Origin of the sequence: Rossellomorea vietnamensis, assembly GCF_008180615.1 — a bacterium.
GTDB classification, from domain to species: domain Bacteria; phylum Bacillota; class Bacilli; order Bacillales; family Bacillaceae_B; genus Rossellomorea; species Rossellomorea vietnamensis_D.
In genome coordinates, this window is record NZ_VTEH01000018.1 from 63,040 (window position 1) to 80,028 (window position 16,989).

General features: G+C 37.2%; 14 protein-coding genes. 4 read left to right on the forward strand and 10 right to left on the reverse strand.

Annotation, left to right across the window (positions count from 1 at the left end; genetic code table 11):
• Nucleotides 1–512 precede the first annotated feature (512 nt).
• The 5 genes from FZC79_RS18735 to FZC79_RS23480 all read right to left on the reverse strand — a co-directional run bounded on the left by FZC79_RS18735 (nucleotide 513) and on the right by FZC79_RS23480 (nucleotide 7,593).
• A complete protein-coding gene (locus tag FZC79_RS18735) occupies nucleotides 513–2,423 on the reverse strand; it encodes a DUF262 domain-containing protein (RefSeq protein ID WP_148948279.1) in 1,911 nt (636 codons plus the stop codon).
• Nucleotides 2,420–3,877, reverse strand: a complete 1,458-nt coding sequence (locus FZC79_RS18740; protein ID WP_148948280.1) for a DUF262 domain-containing protein — start codon at nucleotides 3,875–3,877, stop codon at nucleotides 2,420–2,422. The genes FZC79_RS18735 and FZC79_RS18740 overlap by 4 nt, the downstream gene beginning before the upstream one ends.
• Nucleotides 3,878–4,207: 330 nt before the next feature.
• The gene (locus tag FZC79_RS18745) at nucleotides 4,208–5,224 is read right to left on the reverse strand and encodes a Gfo/Idh/MocA family protein (protein WP_435873956.1); all 1,017 of its coding nucleotides are present in this window, start codon (nucleotides 5,222–5,224) and stop codon (nucleotides 4,208–4,210) included.
• 126 nt (nucleotides 5,225–5,350) lie between these two features.
• Complete coding sequence (locus tag FZC79_RS18750; protein ID WP_148948281.1) at nucleotides 5,351–6,277, reverse strand: DNA/RNA non-specific endonuclease; 927 nt, start codon at nucleotides 6,275–6,277, stop codon at nucleotides 5,351–5,353.
• Between the two features lie 809 nt (nucleotides 6,278–7,086).
• The gene (locus FZC79_RS23480; RefSeq protein ID WP_148948282.1) at nucleotides 7,087–7,593 is read right to left on the reverse strand and encodes an excalibur calcium-binding domain-containing protein; all 507 of its coding nucleotides are present in this window, start codon (nucleotides 7,591–7,593) and stop codon (nucleotides 7,087–7,089) included.
• Between the two features lie 268 nt (nucleotides 7,594–7,861).
• Here FZC79_RS23480 and FZC79_RS18760 point away from each other — a divergent pair, with 268 nt between their 5' ends.
• From FZC79_RS18760 to FZC79_RS23360, 4 genes are all read left to right on the forward strand, one after another.
• Nucleotides 7,862–8,080: a DUF1659 domain-containing protein gene (locus FZC79_RS18760; RefSeq protein WP_148948283.1), complete on the forward strand. Its 219-nt coding sequence runs from the start codon at nucleotides 7,862–7,864 to the stop codon at nucleotides 8,078–8,080.
• A 32-nt stretch (nucleotides 8,081–8,112) separates the two neighbouring features.
• A complete protein-coding gene (locus FZC79_RS18765) occupies nucleotides 8,113–8,334 on the forward strand; it encodes a DUF2922 domain-containing protein (protein WP_435873957.1) in 222 nt (73 codons plus the stop codon).
• A 69-nt stretch (nucleotides 8,335–8,403) separates the two neighbouring features.
• Complete coding sequence (locus FZC79_RS18770) at nucleotides 8,404–8,544, forward strand: YvrJ family protein (RefSeq protein WP_148948284.1); 141 nt, start codon at nucleotides 8,404–8,406, stop codon at nucleotides 8,542–8,544.
• Between the two features lie 345 nt (nucleotides 8,545–8,889).
• Nucleotides 8,890–9,027 carry a hypothetical protein gene (locus FZC79_RS23360; protein ID WP_187442880.1) on the forward strand — a complete coding sequence of 46 codons (138 nt, stop codon included), beginning with the start codon at nucleotides 8,890–8,892 and terminating at the stop codon, nucleotides 9,025–9,027.
• A 958-nt stretch (nucleotides 9,028–9,985) separates the two neighbouring features.
• On the opposite strand, the gene FZC79_RS18775 is transcribed toward FZC79_RS23360, so the two are convergent.
• The 5 genes from FZC79_RS18775 to FZC79_RS18795 all read right to left on the reverse strand — a co-directional run bounded on the left by FZC79_RS18775 (nucleotide 9,986) and on the right by FZC79_RS18795 (nucleotide 16,642).
• Complete coding sequence (locus FZC79_RS18775; protein ID WP_148948285.1) at nucleotides 9,986–11,782, reverse strand: dynamin family protein; 1,797 nt, start codon at nucleotides 11,780–11,782, stop codon at nucleotides 9,986–9,988.
• A gap of 11 nt (nucleotides 11,783–11,793) precedes the next feature.
• Nucleotides 11,794–13,809, reverse strand: a complete 2,016-nt coding sequence (locus tag FZC79_RS18780; protein WP_148948286.1) for a GTPase — start codon at nucleotides 13,807–13,809, stop codon at nucleotides 11,794–11,796.
• Nucleotides 13,810–13,841: 32 nt separating this feature from the next.
• Nucleotides 13,842–14,804, reverse strand: a complete 963-nt coding sequence (locus FZC79_RS18785) for a hypothetical protein (protein ID WP_148948287.1) — start codon at nucleotides 14,802–14,804, stop codon at nucleotides 13,842–13,844.
• A gap of 661 nt (nucleotides 14,805–15,465) precedes the next feature.
• The gene (locus FZC79_RS18790) at nucleotides 15,466–15,867 is read right to left on the reverse strand and encodes a hypothetical protein (protein ID WP_148948288.1); all 402 of its coding nucleotides are present in this window, start codon (nucleotides 15,865–15,867) and stop codon (nucleotides 15,466–15,468) included.
• Between the two features lie 394 nt (nucleotides 15,868–16,261).
• Nucleotides 16,262–16,642: an HNH endonuclease gene (locus FZC79_RS18795; protein WP_148948289.1), complete on the reverse strand. Its 381-nt coding sequence runs from the start codon at nucleotides 16,640–16,642 to the stop codon at nucleotides 16,262–16,264.
• Nucleotides 16,643–16,989 lie beyond the last annotated feature (347 nt).

Consider the following 16,989-nt stretch of genomic DNA (forward strand, 5'->3'; position numbering starts at 1 on the left):
TACTATGGCTTTTCGCTCTGAACGAGCGAGAAGCTCTTTTTCTCTCTTGCTAAAAAGGTTATTCTGGTTCATTATGCGCTATTTTTAGAAATTAAGATCCAAAAGCCACAAAGTAGATTACGAGAAGAGCCTTTAATAAAGGTAGAGTGAGCAATTCACATCTCTTCATTTTAGCTGTTTCTCAAGGCCAGGTTCCCCTTTGTTTCAAACCAGAAATACCCATCAAAAGAATTCTCGCCACCTGCATTTGCGAGAGCCCTCAATCCGCTTCTTTCCCTAGTGCATCCTATCCCTCTCCATCTACTAGGCGGGAGGAACCTGTCCTGTCCTGTCCTCACATCTCGGGGTGTCACTTAGACCAACTTATAGAGACATGGTAAGGAGGATCAGGTTCATTGTTCTCTATTACTCTTCCTATGAGTTTTAAAAGAAAATAGAAGAAACTGTTGATTGGAATTATTCGGAAGGACAAGGAAACTATCCCTGTACCCCCTTACCTAAGTAATGTTGGATTAATCGTTTTCCCCCCTTAAATATCTTTCGAAAACCTCAATCATTTCATCTTGATGTTTTTGAGCAAGTTGATCATTCCATATCTCATTTTTATAAATTATATCCATTTTTAATGAATCTACTTTATCACGGTTATAATTTAAAAAGCGTTGTCTTTTTTCATTGAATGGCAGATTACTATAGGATGAGTTTATACTTCTGGATACCAATGCCAAATTTCCAAAACAATTGATCATGTATCCTGACACCGTATTCCTATCCGCAGGCTGCTGCGTTCTAGGAGAAATATGTTCAACTGAATTCTTGGCGGTGATTTTAAATTCTTTCCACTTTTCTTTCTTTTTATCAGAGGTCTCCCACAAAATAAACTCAAGTTTATAAAACCAGTAATGTGGAAAAGAGACTCCTCTTGGAGACTTTAAGATGTTCGTATCAAACGGTACCTTACGCCATGGAACTTCTATAAATCTTTTTGTCCTTACTATTAAGGATTCCTTCTCATCAGAACAGAATAAGTGATTATCCAAATGTTTTAGGTATTCAAAGCTTTTTTGTCCATTGTTATGTACCAGATAGTTTAAGTATGGTGTGAGCCAATAATGGGTTGTTATTTGTTGGGAGTGGTACAGCATACTTTGCAATAATGCTTCCCCCTCATTCCTATTTGAAATGATACGTCTCATATAAAAACGTTTATTACTTTCATATTTATCTATCTTACAAATTAAATGAATCTCATCCTCATCTTCTTCAACCCATTTGATGACATGTTTATCAAATAGATAACGAACCTCCCATAACAACTCAATAAACTCCTTTACTTCTTCTTCCCCAACTAAACTTAGTTGAAAATGAGTTGAGAAAATAGATAACAATTCTTTATCCAATATCTTATCTATGTCCTTACTTCCATTGCTCGCAAGAAAAATACGTAATGTATGCTGAAGAAGCATAGGAAACGTAATGATGCTTCTCGCCCTATTCTGCGGGCTCCCAACATCTGGGGTCTCGTCGTCTCTATCCATAACAGTTTCTTCTTCTAAAAGGATTTGTTTAAGAGACATGTGATCAAACGAATTCCTTTTTTTATACTCCATGGCTTGCAGTACCTTTTTTGGATCTTTTAAATTTTCTTTTCCTTCTTTTGCCGAAACTTTATCATACAATTTAGATGTATTTATCTTAGCTGCGTCTTTAATGTTTGTCTCCACATATTTATTCATATCAGAACAAGCGGTCCATAGGTGCCCGTATTTTAGTTTTTCTTCATCAGATGAAAGTTTTTCTAATAGCCTTGCTTTCAAAATTTCATGATGCTGAAGCTGCACCCCTCTGTTATTAATAACCTCAAAAAGTTTGTTCAAATCTGTTTGCTGGGGAACCTCTGTCATAATGAGGTAAACATTCTTATAGATAAAAGAGGCGATTTCACTCAAAATTTGTTGATTCATAAATCTTCTTTTATAATTTTCAATGACGGCTAGGGCCCCTTTAATATGCTCTGTCGCCCCATCATCCTCTATTTGGGTACTGATATATCTCGAAAAAAAGTGGTTAACCTCTTCTCGTATTGCAAAGTGAATCCTATTTCTAGTTCTATTATTTTCTGCTATCGAAATAAATGGGGCTAACTCATTGGAAAACACAATGGCTATCATCCAAAGTGTGGTGAAGCGTTGTTGGCCATCAATTAAGTCATACACTTTTACATCTTCTGTTTTCTGATTTTCTACAACTAAAACACTTCCTAAATAAAACGACTTTTTTTCAGCATAGGAGCTTTTAATATCTTCCAATAAGGTTACCACCTGTTCTTCTTCCCAAACATATAATCTTTGGTATATAGGAATCTGAAAGAACTGATGATGTTTTACCAATTCATCTAAGGTTACCTGCGTCGACTTAATCATTGTACCTTCTCCTTAATCCAAGTTTCCTTCCCAGTAAAATCACTTTTTCCATAATAAGCGAGTACCCGGTCCTTATACATACCTTGAACACCTTTTCCTCTGACACTCTCGTCGGATAGGTAATACTTCAAACGACTTCTGGCTTCTTCCTCTAAGAATCGGATCACTTCCTCCGGTGTAAAGGAATGACTGATGATATCCAGCAAATTATTTTTTCCTTTCACTAAAAAATTCATCGCTGTCTCTTTAAAAACTAATTTTAATTCCAGACGAATGGAGCCCAGGACATGATCTAACCATAAAGCAAATTCCAATAGCTTTTTGGATTGAAACTTTTCAAAGTACATAATAGATGCGAGAACAAATATTTCCCTTAGATATTTTGAAGTTTTTATCCATACCTTTTCGTAAAAATATCGGTATGCCTTCAATTCATGGTCTATTTCCTGATCAAAATACATTCTCTGAACGATATCAGCATATTTTTCAGAATAAAGAAAAAAGCCAAGTCCTTTACTGATTGGTTGTCTCATTGCAAAAGGCATATCTGCAGGATTTTGGCCCATCATCACTGACCCTATATCCAGTTTAAGTGATCGGTTTTCTGTTAGCATAAGTTGCTGACCGAAAACATTACTAAAATTGGGATACAGAGGGACTTCGCTTTCTTGTTCTGTTTTGATCGTATTTTTCATAAACTCACTCAATATATCGTCATAAGATTCTTTTCGAATCACTTCTTTATTTTGACCACGCCAGTATCTAGCCCGCCATAAAATACTTGAAAACAAATCCGGCATAAAATACTTTTTATTCCTAACTAGAGGATGTTCATTATGATTTTGAATTCTTTCCCAGTTCGACGCACACCTTTTTTGAATAAACTCACTTGTAATCTCTCGTAAATGATAGGCTTTTAGTAGATCAGTCGCATTGAGCTTAACACCGCGATTATTTTGTGTATCAAAAAATGTAAAAGCCAAGTCTTCTGAGGACGTAATAATAAAAGTGAATTGGATCTCGTTTAGTAATGTCGAAGGTAACTGCCAATATTGGATACTCTCCCTTAGATAGGTTTGGATCTCTTGAATATTTTTAATTGACAGAGCTGAGTTAAATTGTATATTCAATTTGGTTTCGTCTATAAGGGTACCAGTAAGTACATAGTAAAGAATACTTAACGTGGTTATTCGCTGCTGACCGTCAATGATAAATAACATTTCCTGTTCTGTATTTTCATGTAATAAGATACTTCCCATATAATAGGGGGTGTCTATATTACTATTTATGTAATCTGATAGATCCCTCACTAGATCCGTAACCTTTTCCTTATCCCACATGTACGGACGTTGATAAGTATCTATTGCAACAGGGTAATTTGCATTCTTTGTAAAAAAAGATTTGAAACTATCAACTCGAACTCTTACATCTTTAGCCGAACTTGTTACAGGCATAATAAAAAATCTCCTCTTTCAAATGGTGTAACTTCAGTATAGACCATTTCGCTCCAGCATATGGAATATTATGTATGAAACGAGTATATTTATTATATTGTTCAGATGATTATATTAAAAAGGGAAATGTATTCGAATGATGAGACAATCTTTGGCCCGTAAATATTTAACTCGTCTGAGGATGAAGATAACAAGGAGGATGCTGTTCAGAAGCGGCCGTTAGGATATGGAGCCTATGCCCACTAAATGCTCTTATTATCATGGAGCCAGTGTAAATTGGGGAAACAAAGGACAGTTTTTATACAGTATAAGAACCGCCCCTCTACTCTTTTATTCAAACGGATACTTCAACCCCCACTGCCCGCGGATACTGTCCATCAGTTTCATGATTTCTAACGATTCATCCAGCGTCATTACCGGACTTTCTGTCAGCCCTTGTCTCAGGCATCTTCCTACCTCTTCTATCTCAAACGCATAGCCCTTCGATTTCCGGTCATCCGTGAAGGTCTCTGCTTCCTTGCCGTCCTTGTATAGGGTGGCTGATTTCGCACTTAAGAAAGAAGGAATACGAATAGACCCTTTTGTTCCGTGTATGGAAGCTTCCTTGCCTAATTCCACTCTTAAGGCTCCATTTAGGGTGGCGGTTTTTCCAGAAGCATAGGACAGAATAACCGAAAACTGTTCGTCCACACCTGTTTCACCAATATGAGCCGTACTCAGGATTTTTTCAGGGGCTGTGCCAAAAATCATAGAGGCAAATGATATAGGATAAATACCTACATCCAGCAGCGCTCCTCCTCCAAGATCCGGATTAAGCAATCTCCACTGAGGATCCCAAGGTGCACGGAATCCTAAGTCACCTTTCATTAAAAGAACTTCACCGATCTCTCCATTTGCTATCCATTCTCTCACCTTCACGATTGGAGGCAGAAAACGAGTCCACATCGCCTCCATTAAGAAAAGCTTTTGATCTCGCGCAAACTCAATGATTTCTTCCAGTTCTCCGCTGTTCACGGTAAACGGCTTCTCGCACAGCACAGCCTTCCCCGCGCGAAGACACGCCAGCGCATTCTCTTTATGAAAAGGGTGCGGCGTAGCGATATAAACGGCGTCTACTTCCGAATCCTGCAATAGTTCCTCATAACTGCCGTAGGCACGAGAAACCCCGAATTCTTCAGCAAACTTTTCCGCACTCTCTAATGACCGCGAACCGACAGCCGTCCTTTCTGTATTTTCAGCAAAGGCTAAGTCTTTCGCAAACACACCCGCAATGCCGCCTGTTCCCAAAATGCCCCATTTGATTATTTTCTCGTTCATCTCTGCATCCGCTCCTTTAGTATTTTGCATCTAATCCTTCTGTCTCCCATTATCTCATTCCTTGTTTGGGTTTATATACATCTAGCTGTGAATTTGCCCATCTTCCTATTAAACGCTCATTTTAACAAGAAATTTTCAGCTCACAGTTCTAAAGGGTTATTCACCAACCATACCGTCCTTATCAGCATCGTGCATATAAGGGTATAACCAATGATCACTTGTTATCGGCATACTGAAACCTGCTTCTTTGGCTTCTTTAATGGTCACCTGTCCATTGCCGTTTGTATCAACACTGGAAATATCATTTGTGTGTGAACTGGTTTGATCAGAAGGCTCACTGCCTGTTAAACCGAGTGATTCGTTCACTTCATCTGGGTTCACATTTTCGAATGTATCAATGATCTCGTTACCCATTAAGGTATAGGTATACTGATAACTTGAAGGAATCTGCGTTTTTGTATCGGGATAGGTGATAATGGCTTCAAAATTAGTCGCTCCACCTGCGCTGCGGATCACTTCTTCCATATAGGCCTGATCACCATGCCGGTTGAGCGTACTGTCTTGTGGAGTAATATTATAAGCATTTGATACACCCCCGAGAGAATCAGCAATAATATGTCCTTCATCTAAAAGGTCACTTTCGACTCCAGGAACCTTTGCCTCATCAGAGTAGTATCTGCCTGAAGATAATACAGGTTCATTCCTATCATCTTGCAGGAGGATTTCGTCAGCTATTACACGTACAACCTGTCCGTATTCATTCGTAAATGCCCAATATTCACGGTCTCCATAACCAATATCAACAACGGCGTTGGGTTCACGATATCCTGATAAATCACCACCATCAACTTCAATAAGCTTGTATTCTGAGAAAGTTTCACTCTTTGGTTGTGCTGGTGGTGTTTCTTCTACTACTAGTTCATCAATGACTGTAGTGCCCGTTTCATTTTCTTCTATATTTATATCTGCAGCCACTGCGGCTGCTTCTTGTGAAACTGTTTTTCCACTTGTGTTGGATGGATCTTCTGCGTTTGAACAACCAATCATCAAGATGGCTGTTAAAAGGATCATTTTCTTTTGCATTTCAGAACTCCTTTGTAATAGTTACCCATTTTCCATTCTAAAAACAAGAATGGAATGTATTTTCAGTTGATATTCAATTCGAAGTCCACAGTACGATACTTCAAATCAAAACCACCAGTCTTACGGAAGGTTTTCACTGCGGCTGGAAGCCTTCCTTACCGGCCTCAGCCTTAAAAGCTTCAATGAATAAGCTTCTCTGACTCTTTTTTTTCACTAAAATTGGAGAAATAGGCGGAAATATTCCGCTTATTTAATTCCTAGCAGGAAAAACAGCTAAAATAAGCGGAGAAATTCCGCTTATTTGTTTGAAAAATGCGCAAATGGTTCGTTTCGCTGTGCTTAAGCGGAAAAATTCCGCTTATATATATCAAATCGTATTCAATTCCGAAGCTTAACCGGAAATATTCCGCTTATTATAAGGTTTATTCATATCCCTTACAAGGGATACCTCCTGCCAGAATGGAATGAAGTGATAGGGAACAGCTTTTCCTATCATAAAAGGTTATTCTTATACCAAGCTATAAGTTCTCTGGAATCCCCGGCATAGCCAGGTTTTCAGGAATAGGAATAAAGGATCGTGAAGTTGCAAATTGCAACTCGCATTAGTCAGATTTCCATCCTTAACCCTATCTCTTCTTTCAATATTTTATAGATCTCAATAACAATATCGTATTTCAAAATAAAGTCTGCAGCTAGAGTTGGATATATCAAGTTTTGTACAATTAAAGGAATAAAAAATCCCGTCTCATTATTTGAGCAGGGATTTCCGTTATTCAACAGCTTAGATAGGCTTACTGCAGGATAATAAACTATCTTTCACAAGCGTAATTATCTTTATCTCTGTCCATTTTAAGTTGATAGGCAGGATGATCAGAAGCTACGCCATTGGGATATTTCGTTCTCAGCTCAGTACAATTGGCAAAGACCTCCGATCCCCCAGTTGAAGCTGGGACGGCCTTCGCCTCTTCTGCTGCTTTTGCCTTGGCTTCCGCCTCTGCTTTTGCCTTCGCTTCCGCTTCTTCCTTGGCCTTGGCTTCCGCTTCTGCTTTTGCCTTCGCTTCCGCTTCTTCCTTGGCCTTCGCCTCCGCTTCTTCCTTGGCCTTCGCCTCCGCCTCTGCTTTTGCCTTAGCTTCCGCTTCTTCCTTGGCCTTGGCTTCTGCTTTTGCCTTGGCTTCCGCTTCTTCCTTGGCTTTGTTCTCAGAACTCTTTTCCTCATTCTTAACCTCTGCTTTTGGAGTTTCCGCACTTTCAGATGAACAAGCAGCTAAGCTACAAAGAAATAATAAAGCAATCAAACCCATCAAATACCTTTTCAAATCAATATCCCCTTTGAAATTAATCTATCTCTGTATAACAATATCATGTTTTTGTAATTTTTTTACTATTACAGAAAAAATAAAAGTTGTAACTTATTGGAAGTTAAATTTTCAATTAAAGGCTCTTTATTCTACTAAATAAAGACTTTTTAAAGCCGCAAAAAAGGTAACTGAACGTATGTGTACATATCGACTATAAAAAAATGAAAATTCAGGTGTCCTTTTCCCTCCCTCCCCTCTACATAGAAGGTGAAAGGAGGTGAAGCAAATGGCAACTGCAGATTTAAGAACAATCAAACTGAAAATGATGTTTGACAATGGAGTGGACGAGAAAGGCAAGCCGAAAATCTCAAGCCGAACGTACGGCAACATCAACTACTTATCCACACCAGACGAAATTCTTCAAGCAGCCCAAGCATTGGCGGGGCTCAGCTCCAGGCCGCTATGGCTGGTAGAGAAGAATGACAGCTACGACATCAACGCTTAAATTGTGTTGAAGCTTTTTAAAAAGGAGGTGAAATGAAATTGGCTAAAGCATTGGAATTGCAATTTATTACCCAGCTTGGCAAAACGGCGCGTGTATCCATCGATGCACCAATTGAGCCCGTGGATACTGATAAAGTGAAACAGGTAATGGACACATTGATCGCCACGAATGTTATCCAGAGCAGCAGCGGCCCGCTTGTAGCAGCTGAGGGAGCTCGTGTCATCGAACGCAATGTCACGGAATACGAAGTGTAAAAAATGAAAAGGTGCCCGGTGGCTAATGCTGATGGGCACCTTATTTATTGAAAAAAGGAGGTGAACACAGTGGAACAATCGATTTCGTTCATTTCAGAGGTAGGCTTTCCGATTGTCGTGACCATGTATCTGCTTCATAGAATTGAAACAAAGCTTGAAGCGGTCATTGATTCGATCAGAACGCTGCCGCAAGAGATGAAGAATCTATAGTGAAAAGAGCGCTAACTTGATGACTTACCATCAAATTAGCGCTCTTTAAATGGGCAAGCCGGCTTAATAGTTACCTGATAACTATAGAACTCCCCATCGCCCCTTGGCATGCTACAACGATACTTTACTAAAACCTTATTTAAAATCCATCTCATTCAGGAGTTTTAACTTAGCCACTGAACTAATATCGAAATATGCCTAAAAGAATATTTTTGTCGAAATTTGAAGAAATAGCACTAAAAATCGCCTTTAACCCCGTATTACTCCACTACCGCATTTATTTACAGACCAACTTGATGTAGTATCATTTAATCTATTACACCAGTCATAACAGCGAGGTATCGTATGAACATCAAAGATAAAGTACTATATAAAGGAAACGTTTATTATATTTTTTGGGTTTACAGCAGCGGATACCTGGAAATCCGTTCAGAAAAAGGCAGGTTTGAGCTTGTAGAGGAGACTGACATCAAAGTGGGATGAGGGGAGGGGAGGGGATGGGTGAACTGTCCAGCGTGAGTGGTTATTTCTCAAGCTGTTTATCAAGACAGAGGGACAGGTGCATTGCCTCAGGTGAATATCTAAACAATATCAAAACTGTTCTATCGTTTAATAACCTTTTTAAATCGGCAACCGTACAGGCAGTCTTATAATCCTAATTTCCGCCCTGTTGCTTAAATAATGGTGTGGAACTGTTTGTTAAACCTGCAACTCTTTTCTCAAAAAATTCTCCGATTGCAGATGCTTGCAATTGATAGCTATTGGTCCCTTCTTATGCTTTATGAGGAACATATCTACCAGTCATCTTTAGGAAATGAAAGAATTGCTAATGAGAAATGGGAAAACTATATCACGAAAATTAAGCCATTAATAGAAGAATTGCAGGAAAATAGAATCTTAAGTAAATTACATTGATTTCATATTTGTTATGAAGGATAGACATATGGATGATTTTCAATCGGTTATTAAAGTAGACATGAATATGCCAGTGTAATAAATATAGATAAAGTTTCTTTAGAGGCTAGCTATTTTAGTTTAAATTGTTTCTTTTGGATATCCCTTAACACGCACGGTTGAAAAAATCATTCCTTCACACTCACGCTTACAATAGGAAGAAATATAATGGGACGGAGGTACAGGCACATTGCCTGTCCACTAGAATTCAGGCATTTCTCTTTTCACCCTTCATATCATCCAGCAAAGAAGTAAGAAGAAGTTGCCAAGTGGAATAATACGGTATCGTGTAACCTGCCCCTGTTCCCCACAAATAAAAGACATGTCGAAATAAACATGTCTTTTACCAATAAAGAAACCACCGCTGCTTCTAATTTAAAGAACAGCGTATCCCTCCATCTCTTAAGCACGAAATAAAAAACGTCCGATTCTTTGGGTATTTAAATGGAACGAGGAACCTGTTACTTGTATTCCTTTCTTTTAAGTATCAAACTTCAACTAATCTTAGGTCTTCAATATACTTCTTTATTTCATACATATATTTATCTATCTTGATTTTGAGGGAAGCAATCCCTTCCGAATCTATTCCATTTGCAAAAGATCCTACAATTACTGATTGAATATTTTCTTTAATTTGCTCATCTTGAGTAGAATACTTCTCATTGATTGCTTTAAAAATTTCTTTTTTCTGTTCTTCTTTTACATTTTTAAAAATGTCATCAATATTTTTTTCTGCTAGGCTTTTGTCTGATTTAAATTTTAAGAACGATGACACAGCGCCAAATGTTGCACCTATCAGTAACATCGGCGGAAGGAAAGCTGTAGCTGCCATACCTATAGTTACAGTAGAAGCTGCTGGTCCTAACGCAGCGGCATAGAAAGCTGAAGCAGCACCGGTTGCGCCTCCCAGCCATGCTCCTTTGGAAGCACCTGTCATGAGGTCAGATTCACCTTCATTTAACTTCACTTCATTACTAAGTTTCATCTCCAACCGTTTTTCTGCATTATTTTTATATTCATTAATTTCGAATAGCACACTACTCTTCACTTTCTCAACGGCTTCTTTCCACTCACTAATATATAAATTATCTAGGTCTGTTACTTTCTCATTTATCATTTTTGAAAAGCTTTGTTGCGAGAAGATAGAGGATATTCGCTGTTCTACTTCCTGCATACCTTTTTTCAATTGAATAATATTTGATTTTCTAATCTTGTTTTTTAGATTCTCTTTTTCTTCTTTCAGAAATTCTGTATCATACCATCTTTCAAACTCATACAGGATATGATCATGAATTCTTCCGCTATATGTATTTACCTTTAATTGAATTTGTTCTATTTGCTCTTCAATAAAGCCTAATGTTTTTAAATACTCTTCGTGAATTAATAGATCCCTATTCATCAATGCTTGAGCTGAGTTAAATAACACACCTTTTTTAACCTCTTGTGACTTGCCAGCAATATTTTGATCGAGATAACCAATTAAATTAGAGAGGCCCGATTCACCTAGTAAATCCTTATCTTTTAATTGCACAGCCCTATTTGCTCCTGCAGCAGATATCGCAATGATTTCTTCCACAAACAACCCCATTTCTTCCTCTAAATATTCAATCAGCACTTCTGGATCTTCATCTATTTCATCGATTCTGTTTATTACAGCTACTATAGGCTTTCCTAAACGGTTCACTTCAATTAATGCTTCTTCTACATCAGCTTGACCGAGATGATGGCCATTAAAGACCCAAATGACAACATCAGTTTTGGCAATATATTCTTTAGTGCGGTTTGAGTTATCATCTGTTATCGTTTCAAGTCCAGGTGTATCTACTAGTGTAAATTCCTTTAATCCTGATACAGGGAAGCCAAACTCTACTCCCAGGCAGTTCTTAAAGAAATCCTGATTATTATTGTTTCTTGCCAACTCAGCAAATATTTTTTCCGGTATGTCTTTCACAGTTCTATCATTTAAAAGAATCTTTCCATAAGGAATCGGATTGTATTTGATTTCAATGACCGTTCCAGTGGCTTCTGCTATATCGGACGGGGACACATTGCTGCCAGCTAAAGCATTTAGCAACGTTGATTTGCCAGCTTTTACTTCTCCCATAATAACAACCTTTAAAGAAGAGTCCATGTTCTCAACTAACTTACTCATTTTTTCTTTTTCAGCAATCAATATGTCTTCATCTATTGGAACAGGTGCCGGTACCCCACCCCTTAGCATCTGTTGTAAAGGAGACTCAAGCATTGAATCCTTGGCATTAATAATTGTTTGTATGGTACTCATTTATTTCACCTCTAGATATTCATCATTTTTTTATCATAAAGCAATAATGTTTTTATACTTGGATAAACAATCGGTCTTTCAATCTTTTCGTAGAGTTTACTGAGTGACTTTTCTACCTCTAAACTGGATTCATAAGGTCCGTGAAGGCTGCTAAAGGAATTCTTTAAATTATTGGTTACAATTTCTTGGGCCTTATTCTTGTTCCCGTTAAGGTCACGTGTTATAGAATTTTTTATATCCTTCACGTGATCATTAATAGCTTTATTCAATTCTTTTTTTACCCCGCCGCTTTTAAACAACTTTGCTAAACCTCTATTGATTCCCAGAACACTCGTGAGTCCTGCAAGCAAGAGTCCAACAGGACCGAAAATCAACCCTCCGATTGCAGCGATACCTGCTCCAGACGCAAAACTTAAATTGTCTGTTTCTAAACTGGCAGAGTTTATTTTGTAAGAAAAGCTCCCCCGAGTAATTCCATCAGCATCATTGAATCTTTTATTTATAGCAGAGGGGTCAATAAATTTATACTCAGTAAAGACTACCTCTGTGACTAACTGCTTCATTAATTCCTCTATTTCTCTAGTCCAGTATTCAAGGTAACTCTCCAGTTCCAACTGCAATTCATCCAGACAAAATAAATAATCTTTGATATAGTTTTCTCTTTCATAATCAGATTCCAAATCAAACAAGGCTTGGGCATGATTATTAATTCTATTTTCTGCACTTTGCAAAAATGTGTTAGCTATGTCATTTAGTTTGGTCTTAAAGTTTTTTTGAATTGAAGAATACTTATTTGTTATGGTTTCTTTTCTTTCACGGTATTGTTGCTGTTCTTCTCTTAACCTGGTCAAGTAAGCTTTAATCGAGTAATTGTCGTCCGTCACCTCATGTAAAATCTGTTTATAACTTACTTCTCTGCTTTGAAGCTGTATTTTTTGTGCATTTACGTAAAAGTGTGAATTAATGGCTTGAATTAAAGTCTCTATTCCACTTTCCCCTGTCTTTTGTTTATCGTTTCCTAGAATTCCTTCCAATGCCTGCTTGGCAGATATGCAAATGAAATTATCAAAATGTTTTCCAAAGAGTTTATTTGCCTCTGCCAGAACATGTTGTTCTGCTTCTTCTCCACCCTTATTTCGTACTAAATCAATTCTGTTTATGACTGCAATAATGTTATCCGTTTTCCCTCCAACTTTACTCAATGACTCTTCTAATTCAGTTACCATGTCTTTAGATTTCTTAGCTGCTAGTGAAGTAGCATCTAATAACCATATAACCCCATCGGCTTTATGATAATATTTTTGTATGCTGACGATTGTGTCTCCTGATAAGTTTTCTTGTACAAGTCCAGGTGTGTCAACCACCATAAAATTCCGCGATAGAGCTTTTTTATCAATCGGCCATCGCACTTCCACTACGTTAGATTGATAAAGGAATTCTTTTTTTAAATAATCTTCTGTTTCTTTAATTGCTTCTTTAGTCTGCAAATCCGAGAGAACCTTCTTCAATTCCGCTCTTACTACCTTTTTGCTTTTCTTTGTCTTTTGCTCCTCATCTTCTATAAATAACTTTGTATCCTCCATTGATTTGTACTCGGTTACTCCATGTCGGTAGATGATAGTACACTGATTCTCCCTTAGCGTTGAATCGTATACATCCACTTTCCATGTCTTTGGCCTTACATCAATATCAGCTACACTTTGTTCGATCAAGGCATTGATCAGTGTCGATTTTCCGTAATTACCCATACCGACTATAAATAACTCAAAGGTTTTATCTAGTCCCTCAGTTAATTCTTTTAATCTAAAATTTAGAGCTGTTAACTCCTCCAGCACTGGCAAAACAAGCCTCGCACTATCAGTGTGCAAATGAGAATTTATGTTGCTATACGTTGTTTGTAACTCATCCTGCAGATTGCCAAAGTGATATTTCATTCTACTCTTCAGAACATGTTTGTTCTTTTTAGCCACAAGGTTCTTAATTCTTTTATTCTTCAAGGAATTTTTGTGCTCATGAAGTGTAACCATTATTAATTCCTTTCATTTAATTAATTTGATTGCTAGAAAAATATAGAAAATAAAACGACCAGCCCCAGGCCAATTATGATTTTGTTGTGAGATGCTATTTTTTCTTTTAGAGAATTCACTAAAATGTTCGAGTCATTTTGTAATGCTTGAATATCCTTCTTGATTGATAAAATTTCAGACTTGTAGTTAGTTATAGTTTCAACCAACTCATTCTTAGTTGAATTCAAGTCTGCATTGACCTCTTGTAAATCCAAATGCTTTTGCTCAAGGTCAATTACTTTCTTATTATATTTCTCATAAATGTCAACCAATTTTTCATTAACAGAATCTACTATTCTGTTAGACATGGCATTATACACATTGCTGATATTGCTATATAGTTTCTTCCTGGTTTCTTCCAAATCATCTATTAATTGAGCTGCTTGTTCTGATGTTTCTTTAATTTTTGGTAATTGTATTTCATGCTGCCTGTATAATTCATCAAACTTAACTATGATGTGTTCCTTTATTACTTTACTGCTAACTTCACTGATAATGGATTCAGTGCTTTGGTATAATTCTTTTTTGGTTGTTCTTATTTCCTTTACCAATTCTCTTAGTTCATTGGAATTATCATCTAGTAACGGGAGCTGTCTTTCATATTCTTCTTTAATTGTCTCCAGCTTCTTAAAAACAGTTTCTTCTATTGCTCTGTTACTTACTTCAGAGATAATTGTGGTGATGTTTTCATAAAGATCTTTTTTGGTGTCTTGCATTTGTTTTGAAATCTGGACAATTTGATCAGTCGATACTTCCAATTTAGGAATTTGAGATTCGTATTTTAAGTAAATGTTATCCAAAGGTGTCGAAATAATGGATGACATAACATTATCAGTTATTCTTTCACTCAGCTCTTCGATAATATGCTGGAATTCCTCATAAAGGTTTTCCTCTAGCTCATCGATGTCTATATATTTATTTTTTATATCATGATTCATATCTAATACTTGTGACATAAGCTTCACACCTTTTCAACTTTATAATTTAATCCCTCATTCGTTTAAAAAAAGACACAGTTCAGAAAAATGAGTTGTATAGAACGTCATCTATTTCCTCATTACTAGGCGGGCAGGGTGTAAGGAGAGTTTCTGTAAGAGCCTTTTTACAGATGAAGGCACTGCCCTGGGGATCACCCCACATACTACAAAGTTTAATAAGTAAGGAACAAAGAGAATTGATCTAACAATACTTTTATCGACTTCAAAACCCAAATATTAACACTTTATAGCTTGAAAGTTTTACTCTCTGACAATACAGCACTACATGTCTTTCGCTGCTCTTCCCACCTTACTTAGCTCAGGGAAAATAAATGAGACATGTCGTGATGTAACGGGTTCGGTTTGGAAGTAGAAATATCAAATTAACACTATATTTAGGATAGTAATTCGCATATGGATTGGTGTCCCGTTTTTCGCTTATATATAAGTTGTTTACCGATTTCAATATATGATTTAGCCAGTGAATCCACATACAAATCAGCAAGTATCTGATAGCCAGCAGGTACCTGCTATTTAATATGTTGATAACAATGTTAAATTGGAATGTAAAAAGGTCAGCGGATATCACCTCTGACCCTACAGTTTATTCAATTAAAGCCCCGCTTGTTGAAGAAGCATATTATTCAATTACAACTTCTTCTGCAAAACATATACGTGGGAGTGGTTCTAAACAGAAGTCAGTAAGATTAGCTTTTAATGCAACATTCGGCTTTAACATCTCAAAACTAAAATGTTCTTCATTTTTATTAGAAACCTTAGTGTTTTCATCAATCGTAACCCATAATTCTTCTTCAGTATCTTGTATCTTTTGTGTTAAATCTATCAACACTCTTTTATGCTCGTTATTTACTTCAGTAACAATCCCTACAATGTCGTAATTTTCATTGTTTGTTTTATTTGCGGTTTCTTCATTCTGTTTTGTATTACTATTATTTTGACTTTCACCTTCACTATTTTGTTGACAGCTGAACAATCCAATTGATAATAATATGAAAGACAGCATTAACAAATTTTTTTTCAATTTCATCACTCCTTTATTAAATTTGAAGACCAACTATTATGATTGTTTCAACAATTTACTAGGCATTTATTCAACAAAACTGCCTTTAATTGATGAACAAACTCTTTATCTATATATTAACATAAAATTCCATTTCTCCTTGAGTAAGGTGTTAAAAGGGTTGCGAATAGTAATGAAAAAAAGGATGTCAATAACATCCCTTCTATTGCTGCCAATTATCATTTTCTACTTCTGTTCTGAACTCGTTAGCCGCAATGACATGTCTCTTTTATCTGCAGGACAACCGGTGGCGAAGGGATGGAATGGGCTGCCTTCCTTTTTAGTCCATATAGATGGCAATGCAACCTAAAATATTCACAGGCAAGAAGAGTAACGGAACCAGTCCCTCTGCCCTCTACCTATTATCACTTCCTCCACCCCAAATATCACGCCCTCCTGTGTGCCCTGTGTTTTGATGAAGGTCCTCGTCCACTAATTGGAGCACGCCTGGTTGTTCAGCGTGATGCCATACAAATCCATCAGGTGTATGTCCAAATTTCAGTCCTGCTACCTCTGAACTGGTTAATCCAAGCTTGTCTGCCAGGTCCGGATCTGTTTGTATGGATTGATACAGGGTGTCATTGGCTATGGAAAAATGAATTTCATCCGTTGCTAAGTATACGTCTTCAGCAAGAACGACACCAAATTGTGATTCGAGGGACAGAGGGACAGGTACATTGTCCCGGTCATTAAAGGATCCAATAAAGAGGTATTTCTCTCTTACTCTTCCTGGCAATCACCAAAGAACTAATGGCTGTCACTTGGAACAATCTAAGGAACCTGTCCCTGTGTCCCCTTTATTCTCATGGGATATGTAACCTCGAAGCAGCAGAAATGTACTTCGGTTTAGATATGTATAAAGTTGGGATCGTGTCGGTCGCGAGGTATGCAGCCTCAAATTACTTAGGGTGATACGACGGGTAGGGTCTATCCCAGATTGTTTATCCTTGAATACAGCCATAAAAAAACAAGACACTTTGTAAGCACCTTGTCTCTGTTACTAATTATGAAAATTGTAATGATTCACCAATTAATTTTCGCGGCACTGACTAGATTTCCTTAGTAAATAAAGTGGTGCTTTCA